This window comes from Acetobacter fallax (assembly GCF_011516735.1).
In the GTDB taxonomy this organism is placed as follows: domain Bacteria; phylum Pseudomonadota; class Alphaproteobacteria; order Acetobacterales; family Acetobacteraceae; genus Acetobacter; species Acetobacter fallax.
The window spans coordinates 1-17,953 of the sequence record NZ_WOSX01000054.1 but is presented as its reverse complement, the minus strand read 5'-3'; the positions used below and the strand labels follow the sequence as shown (position 1 = coordinate 17,953).

At 61.5% G+C, this 17,953-nt stretch carries 17 protein-coding genes, 3 pseudogenes and 2 riboswitches; of the genes and pseudogenes, 16 read left to right on the top strand and 4 right to left on the bottom strand.

The genetic code is table 11. The features are described 5' to 3' along the window. Positions 1-227 precede the first annotated feature (227 nt). From GOB85_RS16615 to GOB85_RS16590, 6 genes are all read left to right on the top strand, one after another. Positions 228-821: a recombinase family protein gene (locus GOB85_RS16615; protein WP_019092210.1), complete on the top strand. Its 594-nt coding sequence runs from the start codon at positions 228-230 to the stop codon at positions 819-821. Positions 822-956: 135 nt separating this feature from the next. Then, entirely contained in the window at positions 957-2,282 is a 1,326-nt protein-coding gene (locus tag GOB85_RS16610; protein WP_010516722.1) for an FAD/NAD(P)-binding protein, read from the top strand. Next, positions 2,279-2,653 (top strand): YidH family protein, encoded by a 375-nt coding sequence (locus GOB85_RS16605; RefSeq protein ID WP_010516723.1) that lies wholly within the window; start codon positions 2,279-2,281, stop codon positions 2,651-2,653. The genes GOB85_RS16610 and GOB85_RS16605 overlap by 4 nt, the downstream gene beginning before the upstream one ends. After that, positions 2,650-3,546 carry a LysR substrate-binding domain-containing protein gene (locus GOB85_RS16600; protein ID WP_010510913.1) on the top strand — a complete coding sequence of 299 codons (897 nt, stop codon included), beginning with the start codon at positions 2,650-2,652 and terminating at the stop codon, positions 3,544-3,546. The genes GOB85_RS16605 and GOB85_RS16600 overlap by 4 nt, the downstream gene beginning before the upstream one ends. Continuing rightward, positions 3,543-4,664: a TDT family transporter gene (locus GOB85_RS16595; protein ID WP_010516726.1), complete on the top strand. Its 1,122-nt coding sequence runs from the start codon at positions 3,543-3,545 to the stop codon at positions 4,662-4,664. Before GOB85_RS16600 ends, GOB85_RS16595 begins: the two co-directional genes overlap by 4 nt. A gap of 339 nt (positions 4,665-5,003) precedes the next feature. Then, positions 5,004-5,519 carry a thioredoxin domain-containing protein gene (locus tag GOB85_RS16590; RefSeq protein ID WP_010510917.1) on the top strand — a complete coding sequence of 172 codons (516 nt, stop codon included), beginning with the start codon at positions 5,004-5,006 and terminating at the stop codon, positions 5,517-5,519. 60 nt (positions 5,520-5,579) lie between these two features. Here the strand turns inward: GOB85_RS16590 and GOB85_RS16585 are convergent, their stop codons facing one another. After that, positions 5,580-6,389: a universal stress protein gene (locus tag GOB85_RS16585; protein ID WP_010516727.1), complete on the bottom strand. Its 810-nt coding sequence runs from the start codon at positions 6,387-6,389 to the stop codon at positions 5,580-5,582. A gap of 72 nt (positions 6,390-6,461) precedes the next feature. Then, positions 6,462-6,522, bottom strand: a riboswitch (Fluoride riboswitch). Between the two features lie 177 nt (positions 6,523-6,699). Next, positions 6,700-6,765, top strand: a riboswitch (Fluoride riboswitch). Between the two features lie 80 nt (positions 6,766-6,845). Here GOB85_RS16585 and crcB point away from each other — a divergent pair. The 8 genes from crcB (at position 6,846) to GOB85_RS16545 (ending at position 13,117) form a co-directional block, all read left to right on the top strand. Beyond that, positions 6,846-7,280: a fluoride efflux transporter CrcB gene (gene crcB, locus GOB85_RS16580; protein WP_010510921.1), complete on the top strand. Its 435-nt coding sequence runs from the start codon at positions 6,846-6,848 to the stop codon at positions 7,278-7,280. A 46-nt stretch (positions 7,281-7,326) separates the two neighbouring features. After that, a complete protein-coding gene (locus GOB85_RS16575) occupies positions 7,327-7,737 on the top strand; it encodes an EamA family transporter (RefSeq protein ID WP_456304248.1) in 411 nt (136 codons plus the stop codon). Between the two features lie 205 nt (positions 7,738-7,942). Continuing rightward, positions 7,943-8,179, top strand: coding sequence for a hypothetical protein (locus tag GOB85_RS16570; protein ID WP_231875120.1), 237 nt, complete (start codon positions 7,943-7,945; stop codon positions 8,177-8,179). A gap of 141 nt (positions 8,180-8,320) precedes the next feature. Next, on the top strand, positions 8,321-8,527 hold the full coding sequence (locus GOB85_RS16565) for a hypothetical protein (RefSeq protein ID WP_231098615.1): 207 nt from the start codon (positions 8,321-8,323) through the stop codon (positions 8,525-8,527). Positions 8,528-8,669: 142 nt separating this feature from the next. After that, positions 8,670-9,467, top strand: a complete 798-nt coding sequence (tetH, locus tag GOB85_RS16560) for a thiosulfate dehydrogenase (RefSeq protein ID WP_010516738.1) — start codon at positions 8,670-8,672, stop codon at positions 9,465-9,467. 38 nt (positions 9,468-9,505) lie between these two features. Then, complete coding sequence (locus tag GOB85_RS16555; protein WP_010510929.1) at positions 9,506-10,510, top strand: substrate-binding domain-containing protein; 1,005 nt, start codon at positions 9,506-9,508, stop codon at positions 10,508-10,510. 12 nt (positions 10,511-10,522) lie between these two features. Beyond that, a complete protein-coding gene (locus GOB85_RS16550; RefSeq protein ID WP_011251529.1) occupies positions 10,523-11,632 on the top strand; it encodes a TQO small subunit DoxD in 1,110 nt (369 codons plus the stop codon). 706 nt (positions 11,633-12,338) lie between these two features. Next, positions 12,339-13,117, top strand: a protein-coding gene (locus tag GOB85_RS16545; protein ID WP_196756840.1) for an IS5 family transposase whose coding sequence is annotated in 2 segments (ribosomal slippage) — positions 12,339-12,678 and positions 12,678-13,117 — 780 coding nt in all. Because the reading frame shifts where the segments join, the coding sequence is not laid out codon by codon here. 75 nt (positions 13,118-13,192) lie between these two features. Here GOB85_RS16545 and GOB85_RS16540 read toward each other — a convergent pair. Next, positions 13,193-13,360, bottom strand: a pseudogene (locus tag GOB85_RS16540) (recombinase family protein); the annotation flags it as partial. A 191-nt stretch (positions 13,361-13,551) separates the two neighbouring features. Here GOB85_RS16540 and GOB85_RS16535 point away from each other — a divergent pair. Continuing rightward, positions 13,552-14,136, top strand: a complete 585-nt coding sequence (locus GOB85_RS16535; RefSeq protein WP_019087712.1) for a recombinase family protein — start codon at positions 13,552-13,554, stop codon at positions 14,134-14,136. Between the two features lie 3 nt (positions 14,137-14,139). Next, positions 14,140-17,109 carry a Tn3 family transposase gene (locus GOB85_RS16530; protein WP_173578597.1) on the top strand — a complete coding sequence of 990 codons (2,970 nt, stop codon included), beginning with the start codon at positions 14,140-14,142 and terminating at the stop codon, positions 17,107-17,109. Between the two features lie 32 nt (positions 17,110-17,141). On the opposite strand, the pseudogene GOB85_RS16525 reads toward GOB85_RS16530, so the two are convergent. Both GOB85_RS16525 and GOB85_RS16520 read right to left on the bottom strand, forming a co-directional pair. Then, positions 17,142-17,828: pseudogene (locus GOB85_RS16525) on the bottom strand (IS256 family transposase); the annotation flags it as partial. Between the two features lie 23 nt (positions 17,829-17,851). Further along, positions 17,852-17,953 (bottom strand): annotated as a pseudogene (locus tag GOB85_RS16520) (IS5-like element ISMex42 family transposase); the annotation flags it as partial.

Sequence of the window (17,953 nt, the reverse complement as noted above, 5' to 3'; positions counted from 1 at the left end):
TCGCGATCATCGACAGAAGGCTCGTAATGTCGGGCGAGAGCTTCACGGGTCAGAAGACGGCGCCGCGCCATGATCGGATGTCTCCTTCATGTGTCCGGAAGGGGATCGTTGAACGGACCCGCTCTGGCCGACCAGATGACCCATGGAAAACGGCCAAGAACAGAGTCTCATATAGATAGTACGATATGTTTTGCGATGAAGGGTCCTTATACGTTACAATATTTCCCATGACGCACGTCCTGATTGGCTACGCCCGCTGCTCGACCGACAAGCAGGACCTCGCCGTGCAGCGTGAGACCCTGCTCAACCTCGGGATCGCCGCTGAACGGATCTATACTGACAAGGGATTCACCGGAACGACCCGGACCCGCCCTGGCCTGGATCAGGCTCTGGCAGCTGTGCGACGCGGTGACACCCTCGTCGTGCCAAAACTCGATCGGCTGGCCCGATCGGTGCCGGACGCGCGAGCGATCGGAGACGACCTCGCCGCCAGGGGCGTACGCCTCCAGCTCGGTGCCAGCGTGCATGACCCGTCCGATCCGATGGGCAAGCTCTTCTTCAATATCCTCGCAACATTCGCCGAGTTCGAGGCCGACCTGATCCGGATGCGAACCCGCGAAGGCATGGCGGTTGCCCGTGCCAAGGGCAAACTGCGCGGCAAGAAGCCCAAGCTCTCCGAGCGGCAGCAGAAGGAACTGCGCCGGATGTACGACACCGGCGATTACTCGATCAGCGATCTCGCCGCCGTCTTTTCAGTGTCACGGCCGACGGTTTACCGAACGCTTGTGCGTTTAGCTGCTGTGCCTGCAACGGAAGCATGACTGGCGGCAATTATGTTGTATGCGAAGGTCAGGGAGACAGTTCGATAGTTTCGAACGTTCCAATCTAGACAATCTCATGGATGGTTCAGAAGCTTCGGATCATTCTGGTGACACGCAATCCAGGAGAGTTATGATATGACCGAGCCCGATCAACACGACATCGTCATCATCGGTGGGGGCGCAAGCGGCACGCTGACGGCGTGGAACCTCGCCACCCGCTACGGTATGACTGCGACGCTGGTCGATCCGTCCGACCGTCCCGGCTTCGGGCTCGCTTACTCAACACCGTCATTGAAAAATCTCCTGAATGTCCCGGCCAAGGGCATGAGCGCCGACCCGGCCGACCCCGACCACTTCTTGCGCTGGCTGGCCGAGAACGTGCCCGGCACGATCGATGACGGGGAGTTCGTACCGCGCGCGCTCTATGGCCTTTATCTTCGCAACCTGCATTCTATCGCAGCTCCTGAGCACGTCCGGCAGCGCGCCGTCGGTTGTCACCGGATCGACGGCGGCTTTGCCGTGACACTCGCTGACGGGGAGGTGCTATATGCCAGACAGGTCGTGCTGGCTTCCGGGCATTTCGATCCGGCGTGCCTGCCCGGTATCCCGCGCGAACTGGACGACACCGGCCGCTATCACCACAACGCCTGGGATGAACGGGCATTGGCCAACGTTGCGCCCGATGACGCGGTGACGCTGATCGGCACCGGCCTGACCACGATCGACGTACTGCTGCGTCTGCGGGAGAACGGCCACCGCGGACAGGTGACGGCCCTGTCGCGTCGCGGCCTGTTTCCCGAACGGCATGCGGCATACACGAAGCTGCCAGCACCTGTCTTTACACCCGGAAATACAGCATCAACCGCACTCGCCTACCTGCGCGCTTTCCATGCGGCACTGAAACGCGGCACCGACTGGCGGGCGGCGGTGGACAGCATGCGTCCGGTCATCAACACGCTGTGGCTGGCGCTGCCGGATGTCGAAAAATCCCGTTTCCAGCGGCATTTGCTACGGCGCTGGGAAATCCTGCGGCATCGTATGGCTCCGCATATTGCAGATATCCTTGACCAGGAGCGTCAGGCCGGAACCTTGCGCGTGCTTGACGGGCGCGTGACCGCAATCAGCACCGGCGAAGATGGCCTGATCGTCAGGGCCGGCGACGACATGACGATCACCGCCGCCCACGTCATCAACTGTACCGGCCCCAGCCTGAAATACCAACGCGCAGACGCGCCCTTGCTGCACGATTTGTTCAATCGGGGTGAGATAGTTCCTGGTTTCAAGGGCGCGGGCCTGTCCTGCACGCCGGACGGTGCGCTCATCAACGCGGAGGGCGACGTGGCGGACGATCTGTTTACAATCGGCCCGGCGCGGCTCGGCGTGCTGCTGGAGTCCATTGCCATTCCGGAAATCCGCGTGCAGGCCCGTGAGGTCGCCGACCGGCTGGCGCAGGCCGTATGATCCCGCGCTATACCGATCACGCGGCCAATGAGCGGACCTTTCTCGCCTGGCTCCGCACGGCGCTTGCCATTGTGGCCTTCGGCGGCGTACTGGCGAAATTTGACCTGTTCCTGCGTCTGGCGGCAGACCAGCACGATGCCGCCGCACCGCGCCCTTATGGGGCCACCGCCGAACTGGGCGTCGTGTTCGTCGCGCTCGGCGTTGTTCTGTTCGCCGCAGCGTATCGGCGGTTCCAAGCCACGCGTACGGCAATCGCGGCGGATACGACGCATTACTCGGTCGGCCCTAGCATGGAGCGCGCGCTAACGATTGCGCTTGGTGCCCTTGGCTGTGCCGTGCTGGTGGCCCTGACCCGGGCGGTAGTGTCATGACGCTGGAACAACTTCGGATTTTCGCAGCTGTCGCCGAGCGCGAGCACATCACCCGGGCCGCCGAATTCCTCAATCTGACGCAATCCGCCGTCAGTCATGCCGTGACCCAACTGGAGGGCGAATTCCAGCTTGCTTTCTTCAGCCGGATCGGTCGCCGCATCGAACTGACACCGGCCGGTCGGTTGTTTCTTGAGGAAGCGCGCACCGTGCTGAACCGCGCAAACATCGCGCGCGAGCGGATGTTCGACCTCGCGGGCCTGCGCGACGGCAGCCTGCGCCTGCATGCCAGCCATACCATAGCGAGCTACTGGCTGCCCGCGCGTCTGAATGCGTTCCGCGCCGCGTATCCCGGCATTCGCCTACACGTCACGATCGCCAATACACGCGATATTGCGGCAGGGGTGCAATCGGGCGAGGCGTCGATTGGCCTGGTGGAAGGCGATCTGCCGACGCCGGACTTGCACAGCGATGTCGTCGCTCAGGATCAGCTGCTGCTGGTCGTGGCCCCCGATCACCCATGGGCGTCGACTCCGCCCGCGACCCGCGATCTCGCGCGCAGCCCGTGGGTTCTGCGCGAGGCCGGGTCGGGCACGCGTATCGAGTTCGAACACGCACTCCACGCCCTCGGCGTCGATCCGGCCGATCTCGACGTGATGCTGGAGGTCGCGTCCAACGAGGCGATGGCCAGCGCCGTGGAGACGGGGACCGCTGCTGCCGTGCTCTCGGCAAGCGTGGTGGCGGGCCGGATCGAGGCCGGGCTGCTATGCGCCGTGCCCATGAACCTGCCGGACCGGCAGTTCCGCGCGCTGCGCCACCCGCAACGCCGCCTGTCGCCGGCGGAAACTGCCTTTCTCGCCCTGCTGGGCGCCCCTGTCACAGTGAACAAGCCATGACGAAGCCGCTGCAGAACCTCGCCCATCCGCGCGAGATGATCCGCCAGTTCACGCCCAACTGGTTCGCTGCCACCATGGGGACGGGTATCCTGGCCCTCGCGCTACCGCAGATCCCCGTCGCCGGTTCGTATCTCCACGGCGTCGGCACAGCGTTGTGGCTTTTCAACATCGCCCTGTTTGCCCTGTTCGCCGGGCTTTATGCCGCGCGGTGGATGATGTTCGGCCACGAGGCGCGGCGGATCTTCGGGCATGGCACGGTATCGATGTTCTTCGGCACCATACCGATGGGACTGGCGACAATCATCAACGGCGGCATCGCGTTCGGCATTTCGTTGTTCGGTGAGGGCATCGTGGGCATCGCCCATGCGCTGTGGTGGCTGGACGTGGCGATGTCGATCGCCTGCGGGGTGCTGATCCCGTATCTGATGTTCACACGGCACGAGCATCGTCTGGAAGGCATGACGGCGATCTGGCTGCTACCGGTCGTGGCGGCCGAAGTGGCGGGGGCATCCGGGGGACAGATCGCGCCGCATCTGGCGGATGCGGGCACGCAGTTCACCGTGCTGCTCACGTCCTATGTCCTCTGGGCGTATTCGGTGCCGGTCGCGTTCGGCATCCTGACGATCCTGACGCTACGCATGGCGCTGCACAAACTGCCGCATGAGAGCATGGCGGCGTCATGCTGGCTGGCGTTGGGACCGATCGGCACGGGCGCGCTCGGAATGCTGGTGTTGGGTGGGGACGCACCTACAATCATGGCGCTGCATGGCCCGCGGGAGATCGGCATCGCGGCCCACGGCATGGGGGTCTTGGCGGGGCTGCTGTTGTGGGGCTTCGGGCTGTGGTGGTGGTTGATGGCGTGCCTGATCACGGCGCGCTACTGGCGCTCGGGCATCCCGTTCAATCTCGGCTGGTGGGGCTATACCTTCCCGTTGGGCGTTTACACGGTCGCAACGTTCCGGCTCGGTGCGATGCTCGATTACGGGTTTTTCGGCGTCGCGGGCACGGTGTTCTGCGTGATGCTCGCCATCATGTGGCTGGTCGTCGCGGCCAAGACGCTCGCCAGCGGGTGGGCGGGAAATCTGTTCGTCTCTCCCTGCATCGCAACCCCGGAGTAGAGCGCATCGGCGTACGGCCTGATTTCGTCGACCGTGTATCCAATGAACCAGCGCATTGCGGCGCATTACCCTGAGAAACGCGTTGCAGGGCGCTGAGCTTTTCTCGAATGAGGCCTTCCGGGTGAAAGAGCAACCCGGTAATCTATTTTATCGAACGTTCTAAGCGATACGTTTCAATTTTCAGCCTCGTCCCCTGATCGTATCAAAGTCTTCACGAGAAGCGAGGCGGGAAATCGGTCCTGGCCGCGAAACTCGAAAGGCAATGATTTGCATTCCGGAGAGTGTCTCTGCCCCTCCGAAAAATCATGCGCCGAAATGCGATCACGGGAACAGGCTTCCATGAAAATTTTTGGCAAATCGAAGGTTCTGCCTCTCGCCTCCGTCCTGACGGGACTGGCTCTGCTTGGCGGATGCGGAACGGCAATCACCAGCAGCAACAATCCCTCGCATGAACGGGCGCGTCTGTGGTGGGACTACAAGAGCCTGCCCGTCAAGTTCATCGGAACGGTTCCGGGTCAGACAGACGCGACGCTGGCTGCCCTTTATCCGACGCAGGACGGCGTGGCATCGGCAGACAGCCGTCGTATCGTGATGTATCTCAACGCCGTGCGATTGCCCGCCAAGGACGAACTCTGCTCCGCCGAAACGGAATTTGCCCAAGGCGGGCCGAAAGGCGGTTTGACTCAGGTCACCGCAGCCATGTGTGACGGATCGAAAGAAATTACCCGCACCTCGGGACAGATTGCCACAGACGGCGCCTCTGCCCGGTGGCTGACGATCGGCTTCGACAATATTCGCGACCAGCTCTACACGGCGCTCACGCCCGGAGCTAATCACCCTTACATGGGGAACTGAGTTGTTCAATGCCGCGCGTGAAGTCGCTTGGGATATCAAGCGCGGCATCGGCATCGATGTTCAGTGATGGATCAACAATGGCAGCATCTCGTGGGCAAGAATGTCCTCGGTCACGCCTCCGAAAAGCCTTTCGAAGAAACGCGGATGCGTATAGGCGCCCATAACGAGAATATCCGCATTTGCGCGCAGTGCATGATCGCGAAGCGCGATCCCTTCACCGTCATCAATCCGAAAACGATCGATACCGACACTGATGCCGGCATCCATCAACCGCCGGGCAGGATCAGGCATACATTCATCAGGGAGCGCTCCGATCAGGAAGGTCACGTGTTCGGCAGTCAGCAGCAACTTCCATGCCGCCGATAGTGCGGCATCCAACGCCCGGGACGGCTCCCACAGAATGACGGGACGAACGCCGATCGTCCGGGGCGCATGCTCAGGAGCGATTAATACGGCGGCGTTGGCATCGAAAAGTGCTGCCATGAGAGTCTTTCTGGTCCGGTCGGGGTCGCTTGGCATGTGTCTGCCGACGACCACGAGATCGGCTTTCCGGCTTTGTTCGGCGACGATACTGCGAACGTCGCCTATCGCCTGGAGCCATTGTGCTGAGCCCGTGTCCGCGCGCGTCGTCATCCATCGCTCGGTGATGTCGCGCAAGGTACCACTCAAATTCTGTTCGCGCTTTTCGAACTCGGCGTGTTCGCTCTGCGTCTCGATGCCTTCGTCCTCAGACTGGAAGTCCGGATTGGTCTCCTGCCGCGGATGCAGGATCGTCACCTTGCAATCTTGCAAACGCACCATGAGGCTATCGACGGTGCGAAGGGTCTGGAGCGCCGGCCCAGGCCGGTCGAGAATGGCCAGTATGTGCATGATAGATCTCCACTCCAAAGATAAACGACCTTCGGAACGAAGAGAGGCGCACATGTCTCCTCGTACCGATTGCGGCACAGAGGAGTCATCAGCCTTGCGGCGGTTTCAGGGGAACCCCATCCCCTTGTCCAGGACGACGAAATTCTGCTGTTCGCGCGTCACCGGGATTATGTGCGCCCGGCGGTGAGGGCGAGCAACAAAAAAGGAGGGCTGGCAGGTCACAAATACAGGAAACGGCTCTTCTCGGGATTAACCATGCCCCGACGGCGGCACCCTGAAGTAGCGCACTGCGACCGCTTTATGTTAACTCTCCCGACAAGGGGATGGAGCTCCCCCTTCAACCGCCCTCGCAAGGGCTGATGGCTCCTACCGCGACACAATGGCGGTGGGAGTGCGTCTGCATTTCGCCGCCCGAAACAGCGGGTTCCGTCCGAACTCGCGCAGAAAGGGAATGGCATGTCGTTTACAACCTGTCTTATCGTCATGGTCGGAGGCGCTCTCGGCACGTTGGCGCGTTACCTGGTTTCCGTCGCGGCCATGCCGATCAGCCGCTTCATCCCATGGGGCACGATCCTCCCCATCAACGCGCTCGGCTCGTTCGTGATCGGTTTCTTCGGCACGTTGACCCTTGCGGACGGGCGCTATCCGGTGTCGGAAAACATGCGTCTTTTCGTGATGATCGGGCTCTGCGGCGGCTATACGACGTTCTCATCCTTCAGCCTGCAGACGCTCGACCTGATCCGTAACGATGCCTGGGGGCGGGCGTCCGTGAACGTGGCCGCGTCGGTCATTCTCTGCATCGGTGCCGTGGCGCTGGGCCATATCACGGCCGACGGGTTCAACACGGGCGCCATCCGCATCGCCCAGACCGCAACCGAAGAAGACGCCTAACCGATAGGGCATCATGATCATGAATGGCTCAGGTGTGCCCCCTTGGTTGGTATGGGCTCTGTTATCAGCCGCCTTTGCGGCGATGACGGCAATCCTCGCCAAGCTCGGCGTTCAGGGGGTTGATTCTGATATCGCAACTTTCGTGCGCACGATCGTCATCGTCGTCGTGCTGGGAACGTTGCTTGCCCTCACCGGCAAGCTGCGCGCGCTAGACCCCATCGGTGGGCGGACGGTCCTCTTCCTCATGCTGTCGGGTCTCGCCACGGGAGCATCATGGCTATGCTATTTTCGCGCGTTGAAGCTGGGCGATGCGGCGCGCGTGGCGCCTGTCGACAAGCTGAGTGTCGTTTTCGTGGCGATTTTCGGCGTCCTGGTCTTGGGCGAACATATGTCCGCCAAAGGCTGGGGCGGGGTTGTCCTGATCGCCCTCGGTGCTGTTCTCGTTGCCGTGGGCTAGGCACCGCGGCCATAACGCCGCATTGTTGCGCAACAGGGCCAATGAGTTTGTGGGGGCGTGCCTGTGCGCCGTGTTTGCCTGGTGCCTGATGGGTCCGGTGCACGCGCAGGGCGATCCGCAGGGTCTGAGCGCTAATTTACCCGTCAGGCTCAAGGACGCCTTTGTCACGCCGTCAGGACATGTCGCGCTGCAAACGGCCGAGCGCGTGAGTATAGCCGGCGACGGGCGCTACAGCGCGCGGGGTGGTCCGGCCATCAAGCTGGGACTGCCCGGCCGGATCGAACTGAGCTTTGCGCCCGCGCGTCAGTTCGGCGACGCGTCAAGTGTTCATGGCAATCTGGCGGGCGCGGAAGTGGAATGGAACTTCCGCCAGCAGGGGCGCTACGTTCCGGCCATGCTGATATCGCTCATCCGCCAGGAGCCTTATGGGGGCGGCCATTAGGGACCACGCGACAGCGTCCAGTTCGTTGCGACGAAATCGCTTGGCCGTTCCAGGCAGGCGCCCAGGGTCGGCATAGAAATCGCCTGGACGCGATCCTTCAGGGTTCGGCCTGACGAACGGCCGAAGCGATGGATGGTCGGGATGGTCGGCTCGCATCTGATAGGGCCTCGAACTGCGCTGGTCGCCGATGTGGTGCGTCAGCAGCAAACCAGGCAACGACGCCTGTCGAGCTTCGTTGATATCGGCTTTAACCATATTCTGGAGCCGGCAGTAACAATAAGCGGTGGTCTCGGGGGCGGTGTCGCCAGCGATCGTGGAGCTGTGCGGGTTTTCATCGGCCTGAAATAGACCTCCGGGGTGATCTTTCAGGGGCGATAACCGAAGTTACATCGCCGAATAATACAGAAAATCGAACGTTTCGTGCTTTCAAATGAGTTGGTTCGGGTGATCAAGAGAAGCGCATGATCAGGCTCTCCAAAGGAGACCGACTATGAACGACATGACTTCAAACCTTCGCGCCGACCGGCGCCATGCCCTGCTGGGTCTGATGGCGGCCACCGCCGGCGCAACGATCGCCACCACTTCCACTGCCTTGGCAGCACGATCTTCCTCGTCCCATGCGGACGGAACCGGCAATCTTGCCGTGCTGACCTCGCAGCTGGCCAGATCCCCGCGCCGCCGCGATTTCAGGACCGTGCCGATGGTGCTCGACGACCCGCTCATGTGGGACGCCCAGGCACTTGATCTGGTGATCGCCTATCGCGGCGAGCGGAAGCAGGTCTGGGACAACACAGCAATCGATAGCCCTTGGCTCAACCTGATGCGCAATTCCGTTAACGCACAGGTGTTTTCGTTCAGACACCCGGACTTTCTCGCGGTGTCGGCCACGCATGGCTCCGCTCACCTTGCCCTCTATGACCAGACAATCTGGGACAAGTATCAGCTGGCGAAGCTCGCCGGGCCGGCCTTTGCGTTTAATACGCTTATCAAAACGCCAGACGGTGCTCTCGATGCGTCGGCTCACGAGGATCCGAAGGGTCTTTTCGGAGCGGCAGGCAACACGATCCCGATTTTGCAGAAGCGTGGCGTCGTGTTCATGGCCTGCCACAACGCGATCTGGGAGCAGACGGGCAAGCTGATCGAGAAAGGTATCAATCCCGATCATCTGTCACACGAGCAGATGGCCGCCGAACTGACCAATCACCTGATCGACGGCGTCGTCCTGACCCCCGGCATCGTGGCAACGATCCCTGAACTGCAACATGCCGGTTTCGGCTACGTGAAGTGAGAACGGCTATGACACCCTCAAGAATAAGAAAAACCCTGTTGGCCACAGCTGCGGCGACTTTCGTGCTGTCGACTGCTGCGGCGTTGGCCGATCCGGTGCAATGGAACGGCAAGGCGCAGACCCCGCATTACGCAGAAGACGTGTTTCCGCCGTGGCAGCACGGCCAGAACAACGACGCGACACGGCGCGGCTTCGAATTCACCGTCCCGGAAGTCGATGTTCTGGCCGATTTTCATGGCGACATCACGAATCCGAGCCTCGTCCTGTATGTCGGGGGAAACTACTTCTTCGCCATGGCGCCGCTCGTCTCGGCGTTCGAGCATGAGCATCCCGAATTCTCCGGAAAGATCTATTGGGAGACGATCCCGCCCGGATTGCTGATCCGCCAGATCGAAGCAGGCGGGACGATCACCTCCGGCAATATGACGTGGACGGCCAAGCCCGACGCCTATTTCGCGGGCCTCAAGAAGATCGATCAGTATATCAAGAGTGGCCTGCTGGCGGCGCCTGCCGTGCCCTATGTCACGAACACGCTCACGATCATGATTCCGAAAGACAATCCCGGCCACGTCGAATCCTTGAAGGATCTCGGCCGCCCGGGCATCAGGCTTGCGATGCCCAATCCCGAATTCGAGGGCATCGCGCGCCAGATCGAGGCATCACTGGACAAGGCGGGCGGCAAAGCTTTGGCCAACGCCGTCTACAAGACGAAAATTGCCAACGGCAGCACGGTCCTGACGCATATTCATCATCGGCAAACGCCGTTATTCCTGATGCAGGGCCTCGCTGACGCCGGTGTGACATGGCAGTCCGAAGCGATCTTCCAGGAACAGACCGGGCACGCCATCAGCCATGTGGACATTCCCGCCGATCAGAACAGCACGGCGATCTACGCGGGCGCGATGGTGAAGGGAGCCGCGCACCCTCAGGCCGCAAAGCTCTGGCTCGATTTCATCAAGTCGCCAACCGCCTTGGCGATTTTCGAACGCTACGGCTTCAAGGCCTATCACGGCGGCAGCATGCCGGATCACGACAGCGAGTAAATGGAGGCGAACATGAGTATCACACACGCATCAGCGCAGCGCGCCGTTTTTGGCGCCACCGCCCGACCCCTGACCGAAGCCGAGCGTAACTGGCGCATCGGCGGCCTCGCACTGCTGGCAACGCGGGTCATTCAGGGGTTCATTTACTGGGGCGGCGGGTCGCGCCGTTTCATCTATGCGCCTTCCAAGCTCGACGCCTGGGGCGGCCACAACTGGATGGCCAACAAATTTCAAACCGCGATGCCTGGGGCGCTGTTCGGTTTTGAACACGTCATCTCGTTCCTGTTGCAGCATTTCTGGCTCCTCTACACAGGTGTCATCGTCTTCAGCGCCGCCGAGCTGATCGCCGGTGCCGCGCTGATGGCAGGGTTCATGACCCGGGCGTCCGCGCTCGTCTCGATGGGTTTTTCCGTGATCCTGATGGCCATGTTCGGCTGGCAGGGCGCGACCTGCATCGACGAATGGACGATGGCCGCGTGTAACCTGGCTATGGGAACGACCCTGCTGCTCGGCGGATCGAGTGCTTTCAGCCTCGACAATGTGTTGCTGGCCCGACGTCCGCGTCTCGCAGACAGCGCCTGGTTTCGTTGGGCGAGCGGCGCGCTTCCGCTTCCGCTGGCGGATATTCCATTCCGGAACCTGACGCTGGCTTTGTTCGGCTTTGTCCTGATCTACAACGTCAGCACCTACAGCTATTTTCGCGGTTCCGTCGTTACGCCGTTCCATAGTGGGCCGGTGAGCCCGACGAAGCATCACGTGACGCTGTCCAATGCGGTCGTTCTCGCTGATGGCGGTATTCGCGTTCATGCCTATCTGGATGCAGGAACGCCTGAAGCACCCGTGCACATCGTTGATGCAGCCGTTATCGGGCCGGACAAAGTGATCGCAGAACACTGGGATGCCAAAGTTCTGTCAGCCCTGACGAAGCAGAACTTCGATAATGATTACGCCTATAACAAATTTGGCCCGGGGCCCTACGGTATCCGTGCGCCGATGGGGGCGAAGGCGACCATTACCCTCCCGTGGCTAACGCAGGCCCATACGCCGGCAAACGGGTCGGTTATTCGCTTCACGGATGTCGACGGGCGTATATTCACGGCACCGCTTGGTGTTTCTAAATAAGTCTTGCTGCAAGGCAGGAGACTGGCGCCGTTGGTTCTTCCGGCGGCGTCTCTCATAAGGAGCACGCGCCAAGCGCGCGTACATCATCGATCAAGTTTGGTATAATATCACCATATGACGCGCGTAGACTTTAACCAAAGCAGATTAAAATTCGTCTGCGTCAGATTTTTTGGAATTTACAGTAAAGCGGCGGAGACTGAGCCAGCAATCAGATAGTATAGGCAATGCAGACTGGCACTCGGCCAGCGGTCGCAGGTTCTCTCGGATCATCTTTTCGGCGCAGCTCTAGGATCATTGCAACGATGCCCAGCAGTGGCATGCCGAGAAAGCCACAGAATAATATGACGCTTATCACGCCGTGTGTGGCAATTTCGTAAAACATCGGGCGTGTTCCTTTGGATAGAGTGACTGTCCGATCAATCTACCTATCGGTACCCACTTAAAACATTCTTCATTTTCTACTGTTTCAATCTACCACGTCGAACAATTGAGTCCCTGTCTGCCTCGAGTTCATGACGATAGCACCATCGAAACTGAGCGCTTGCTGCGGGTAGATCACTCGTCACCTTTTTCCGAGCGCACGTTACGAGAGACTTACGCGACCTTTTGTGAGCTACGGCCGAAAGGGATGCGCCTTAGCCTACAGCTAGGGCCTGTTAGGTCTTGAAAGACGGAACGAGTTGCATAGCTCTTTGTGATGAGCATGATGCAGTCTGTATTTTCCGATGATGCATGGTCGGTCGGGGAACCTCTGATCGAGACGGTCCGTCCAAAAGGCAAAACCCCGCCTCGCGATCTGCGGCGGACCCTGTCGGCGATTTTCTGGCGCCATCAGAATGGCGCGAAATGGCGCTCAATTCCTGCTGAACTCGGCCCCTGGTGGACGGCAGCCCAACTCTTCATCCGTTGGGCAAAGCTCGGCGTCTGGCAGGCTCTGTTTGAACAGGTGAAGGGTCAAGATCCGGCTTTAGGTATGGTCTTCCTCGACGGCACAAACATTCGGGCTCATCACAAGGCCGCCGGAGCGGCCAAAAAGGGGGATTCAGAGAACGCCGCAATGATCGTGAAGCACTTGGCCGCTCGCGTGGAGGGTTTGGCAGCAAGGTCTGCGTAGCCGCAGATGGGCATGGAAAGGCCCTGTCTTTCACCCTGACGCCAGGTCAGGCCCATGAACTCCCCTCGGCCATGGCCCTCCTTGACGCATTGCCGCACGCCCCGCGCTATGTCGTTTGCGATCGGGGCTATGCCTCGAACCAGTTTCGAGAGGCCTTATGGGACAGGGGTTCACGCCCGGTCATCCCGACAAAACGCAACGAGCCACAAGTAACCTGCCCGAAATGGGCCTATCGGCACCGACATCTGGTGGAAAATCTGTGGGCACGTCTCAAGGAGTGGAGAGCAGTCGCCACGCGGTATGAGAAAACCGCTACGTCCTTCATGGCCGTTATCTGCATCGCCGCAACAGCAGATCGCCTCAAGACCTAACAGGCCCTAAACCTTACATGATAGTTCGTTTAACGTTCTCTCTAAACGTACGTTAAATGCACTTTCGTGTAGTCAACCCGTTATGGCGATCAGGGAAACACGATAGCTCTCCAGCTCCTGAAGCGTGGAGATGAGATCAATGGTCGAACGCCCCCAGCGGGACAGCTCCGTCACCAGAATGGCGTCAATTTTACGGGCCTGGGCCAGTGCCATGACCTTTCGACGCTCGGCCCGATCCACTCGGGGTCGGTACATAGAACGGGCACAGATATACGCTAAGGCTGGCTGCTGAGAGTATATGACGGGAAACAGGTGTTTTCCGTCATTCTTTTTCTTGCCGGGAAAAGATAGCCGCCAAGATAGCAAAAACTGCACGACAAACCCTGTCGTTTTGAATTACTATGCGGAAACGCTTCTGCTGAGGTTTGTCGTACATGCTGGTCGGTTATATGCGAGTGTCCTCAGCCGACGAACGCCAGTCAGTGGATCTCCAGCGCGATGCGCTGATCGCGGCTGGTGTCGATGCACGCCACATCCATTCCGACAAGGCCTCTGGTGCCCGCGACGATCGCCCTGGTCTCAAGACGTGCCTCGCCTGGCTCAAGGAAGGGGATACGCTGGTGGTCTGGAAACTCGACCGTCTGGGTCGTTCTCTATCGCATCTTCTCGATATTATCGGAGATTTTCGGGAGCGTGGCATCGCTTTCCGATCCTTGACCGAACATATGGATACGGCAACCGCGCAAGGCGAGTTGCTGTTCTCGATGTTCGGCGCACTCGCCCAATACGAACGCGCCTTGACGCGCGAACGGGTCATGGCGGGGCTGGCGGCCGCCAGGCGCCGGGGCCGGCGCGGCGGCAGGCCGCCCGCGATCGACGCGGAGAAGATCGCGGCGATTACCGTCGCCCTCGAAGGAGGCGCCAGCAAGGCGGCCATATGCCGCAACTTCGGTGTCCCGCGCTCGACGCTGATCGACACGCTGGCGCGAATTGGCTGGACGCCTCCCGGCAGAACCTGACAGATGCCGCGCCGTTCCGTTCTGACCGAGGCGCAGCGCCTGGCGCTGCTTGCCCTGCCCGAAAACGAGGCCGACCTGGTGCGCTACTGGACGCTCACTCCCGATGACCTGCGTGTCATTGTCAGTCGGAGAAGGGCGCACAATCGGTTGGGCTTTGCTATCCAGCTTTGCGCACTGCGCCACCCGGGGCGGCTGCTCCGGCCGGGGGAACTGATCCCTCAGATCCCGCTCGCCTTCATAGGGGATCAACTCGGGATCGAGCCGGACGCGCTCGCCGACTATGCCGTACGTGGGCCGACCCGCTACGAGCAGCTCGATACGCTGCGTGGAACATTCGGATTCCAGCAATTCTGTCGGCCGCTCCAGATCGAGCTTCAGGCCTGGCTTCTGCCTGCCGCCCTGACGTCCAGCAGCGGAATCGTTCTCGCACGGATGCTGCTGGGCGAATTTCGCCGGCGACGCATCGTCGTGCCTGGTATCACTCAGATCGAACGCATGGTGGGCAAGGCGCTGCTCGATGCCGAGCGGTATGTCTGCGAGCTGCTGACGCGGCATCTCACCGCCAGCCAGCGCGATCGGCTCGATGGCCTCCTCCAGCCGCATAGCGGCAGCCATATCAGTAGCCTCACCTGGGTGCGTCAGCCTCCTGGCCAGCCCGGGAGGCGTGCCTTCGCCGCGATCCTCGACCGGTTGTCGCTCCTGCGTGCGATCGACCTGGATTCCGGCCTCGTGGACACCATTCACCCGGAGCGGCTTCGCCGATTGTGCCAGGAAGGCGCGCGCCTCACGGCGCAACATCTTACCTCGTTGAACCCGGCACGGCGGCGCGCGGTGCTGGTCGCCACAGTCATCGAGACGCAGATGACGCTGACAGACGACGCGGTGCTCATGTTCGAGCGTCTGTTCGGTCAGTTGTTCCGCCGGGCGGAACGGCGCGAGGAAGCCGCATTGAAACGCGATCGTCGGACCATCAACGCCAAAATCCGCCTTCTGGCCGAAATCGGCGATGCGGTGTTGAGCGCCCGCGCTGACGACGCCGATCCATACGCGGCGATCGAGGGCGTCATCGGCTGGGACGCGCTGACACGGGAAGTCGCGGAAGCCCGTCGTCTCGTTCGTCCTGATCCGCTCGATCCCGTGGCACTCTCCCGGGAGAACGCACCGATCCTGCGCCAGATCGGTCCGGCGTTCGTCGCCGCCTTCACTTTCGGGGCTGTTCCCGCCTGCGCACCTCTTGCCCAAGCTGTCGAGACCCTGCGCGGCCTCGCCGTCGGCCGGCACAGACTTCCGGCCGACGTGCCGCTCGGCTTTGTCCGGACGAGCTGGCGGAAGCGGATCGACCGTGCTGGTCTCGACCGCCGCATCTTCGTGTTCTGCGTCCTGGCGGAACTGCGCGACCGGCTGCGCGCGGGGGATATGTGGGTCGAGGGAAGCCGGCGCTATCGCGCCGTAGAGCACCAGCTTATTCCAAAGCCGGTTTTTTCCGCGATGCGCGAGGCCGGCCCCCTGCCGATCGCCGTCGCTGATACCGCAGCGGTCTGGCTGGCGGAACGCAAGGCGCTGCTCACGCGCCGGCTCGCCGAGATAGAGGTGAAAGCGTCCACCGATACGCTCGAAGACGTGCGGATCGCTGAGGGGAGGCTGCGCATCTCGCCTTTGCGCGCGGTCACTCCAGACGAGGCAGAGGACGCCCTGGCGCCCCTCTACGCACGCCTGCCGGCCATCAGGATTACCGATCTGCTGGCCGACGTGGATCGCTGGACGGGATTTGCCGACTGCTTCACGCATTTGACTACCGGCCGGTCACACGACGATCCCCGCGCGATCCTTACCGCCGTTCTTGCCGATGCGACCAATCTCGGCCACGCCCGCATGGCCGAGGCCTGTGGATTGGTAACTCGGCGTCAGCTCGGCTGGCTCTCGGCCTGGCACCTGCGCGAGGATAGCTACGGCGCGGCGCTGGCGAGGCTGGTCGAGGCGCAGCATCGGCTGCCGCTTGCCGCGTTGTTCGGCGACGGCACCGCGTCCAGCTCGGACGGGCAGCACTTCCCGCTCGATCGACGCGCGCAGGCGACCGGCGCCGTCAATCCGCACAAGGGCAGCGAACCCGCCATCTCCTTTTACACCCACGTCTCCGATCGCTACGCGCCGTTCCATTCCACAGTCATCTCCGCCGGTGCCAGCGAGGCCGCGCATGTACTCGACGGCCTGCTCCATCATGGCGCCGACCTTGCGATCGAGCGTCACCATACCGATGGCGGGGGCGTTTCGGATCATGTGTTCGCCCTATGCCATCTCCTCGGTTTCCGTTTCGCCCCGCGTATCCCCAACATCGGTAACAGACGCCTGCATCTGTTCAGCGACATGAAGCCAGGGTCGACTGTCGTCCCATTGGTGGCCCAGCCGATCGACGAACGCCTGATTTCCGAGCACTGGGACGACGTGATCCGGCTCGCCACCTCAATCCGTACCGGTGTCACCAGCGCGTCGCTGATGCTGGAACGGCTCGGTTCCTATCCTCGCGCGAACGGTCTCGCTCTTGCCCTGCGAGAGATGGGTCGCGTCGAGCGGACGCTGTTCACGCTCGACTGGATCGAGCTCCCCGAGGAACGCCGCCGCGCCACCCGCGAGTTGAACAAGGGAGAGGCCCAGAACGCCCTCAAGCGCGCCATCTTTTTCCATCGCACCGGCCGGATCCGCGATCACGGACTGCAAGCCCAGGGACATCGGGCGAGCGCGCTCAATCTCGTCGCCAGCGCCGTCGTATTGTGGAACACCACCTATCTCGGAGCCGCAATGCGGCATCTCGAACATCAAGGACGATCCGTTCCGCCTGGTCTGCTCCAGCATCTCTCTCCGCTGGGGTGGCAGCATATCAACCTGACCGGGGATTACCTCTGGACCGACGCCGACATCCCAGAAGGGAAACTCCGCCCGCTCCGGCAAGCCATCACAATCACCGATAATCCTTAGCGTATATCTGTGCCCGTTTTATGTACGTCCCCCCACTGGCGCGATGCGTCCTCGGCGGTTTCCTGCGTGAAGATCGTGCGTAGCAGGGCCGTGATGGCAGGACGCTGTTTCGCGTGGGCATGGGCAAGCGCGTTACGCATCCAGTGCACCCGGCAGCGTTGCAGGCTCGCATTGAACACGCGACCGGCAGCGCCACGCAGCCCGGCATGAGCATCGGCGACCACCAGCTTCACGCCGCGCAGGCCGCGATCGGCCAGGGAGCGCAGGAAATCGGTCCAGAATGTTTCCGCTTCTGACGGCCCTGTGGCGACGCCCAGCACTTCACGGCGACCATCCATGTTCACTCCCACAGCGATTATCACAGCAATCGAGACGATCCGGCCGCCCTGTCGGACTTTCAGATACGTGGCGTCGATCCACAGATATGGCCATTCGCCCTCAAGCGGGCGCGACAGGAAGGAGTTGACCCGTTCGTCGATCTCGCCGACCAGCCGGCTGACCTGGCTTTTGGAGACCCCGCCGGCACCCATGGCGCGGACGAGATCGTCGACCGATCGGGTGGAAATGCCCTGCACATAGGCTTCCTGGATCACGGCCAGTAGCGCCTTTTCCGCCGTTTTCCGGGGTTCAAGGAAGGTCGGGAAGTAGCTGCCCCTGCGCAGCTTCGGGATCGCCAGTTCGACCGTGCCTGCCCGTGTGTCCCAGTTCCGGGCGCGATAGAGCAGTTCCACTTTAGGGCCTGTTAGCACTTGATCCAGTCTGCGGCGGCAGCGATGTGGATGACCGCGAGGAACGAGGTTGCTGTTTTTTCGTATCTGGTTGCGACAGCGCGCCATTCCTTGAG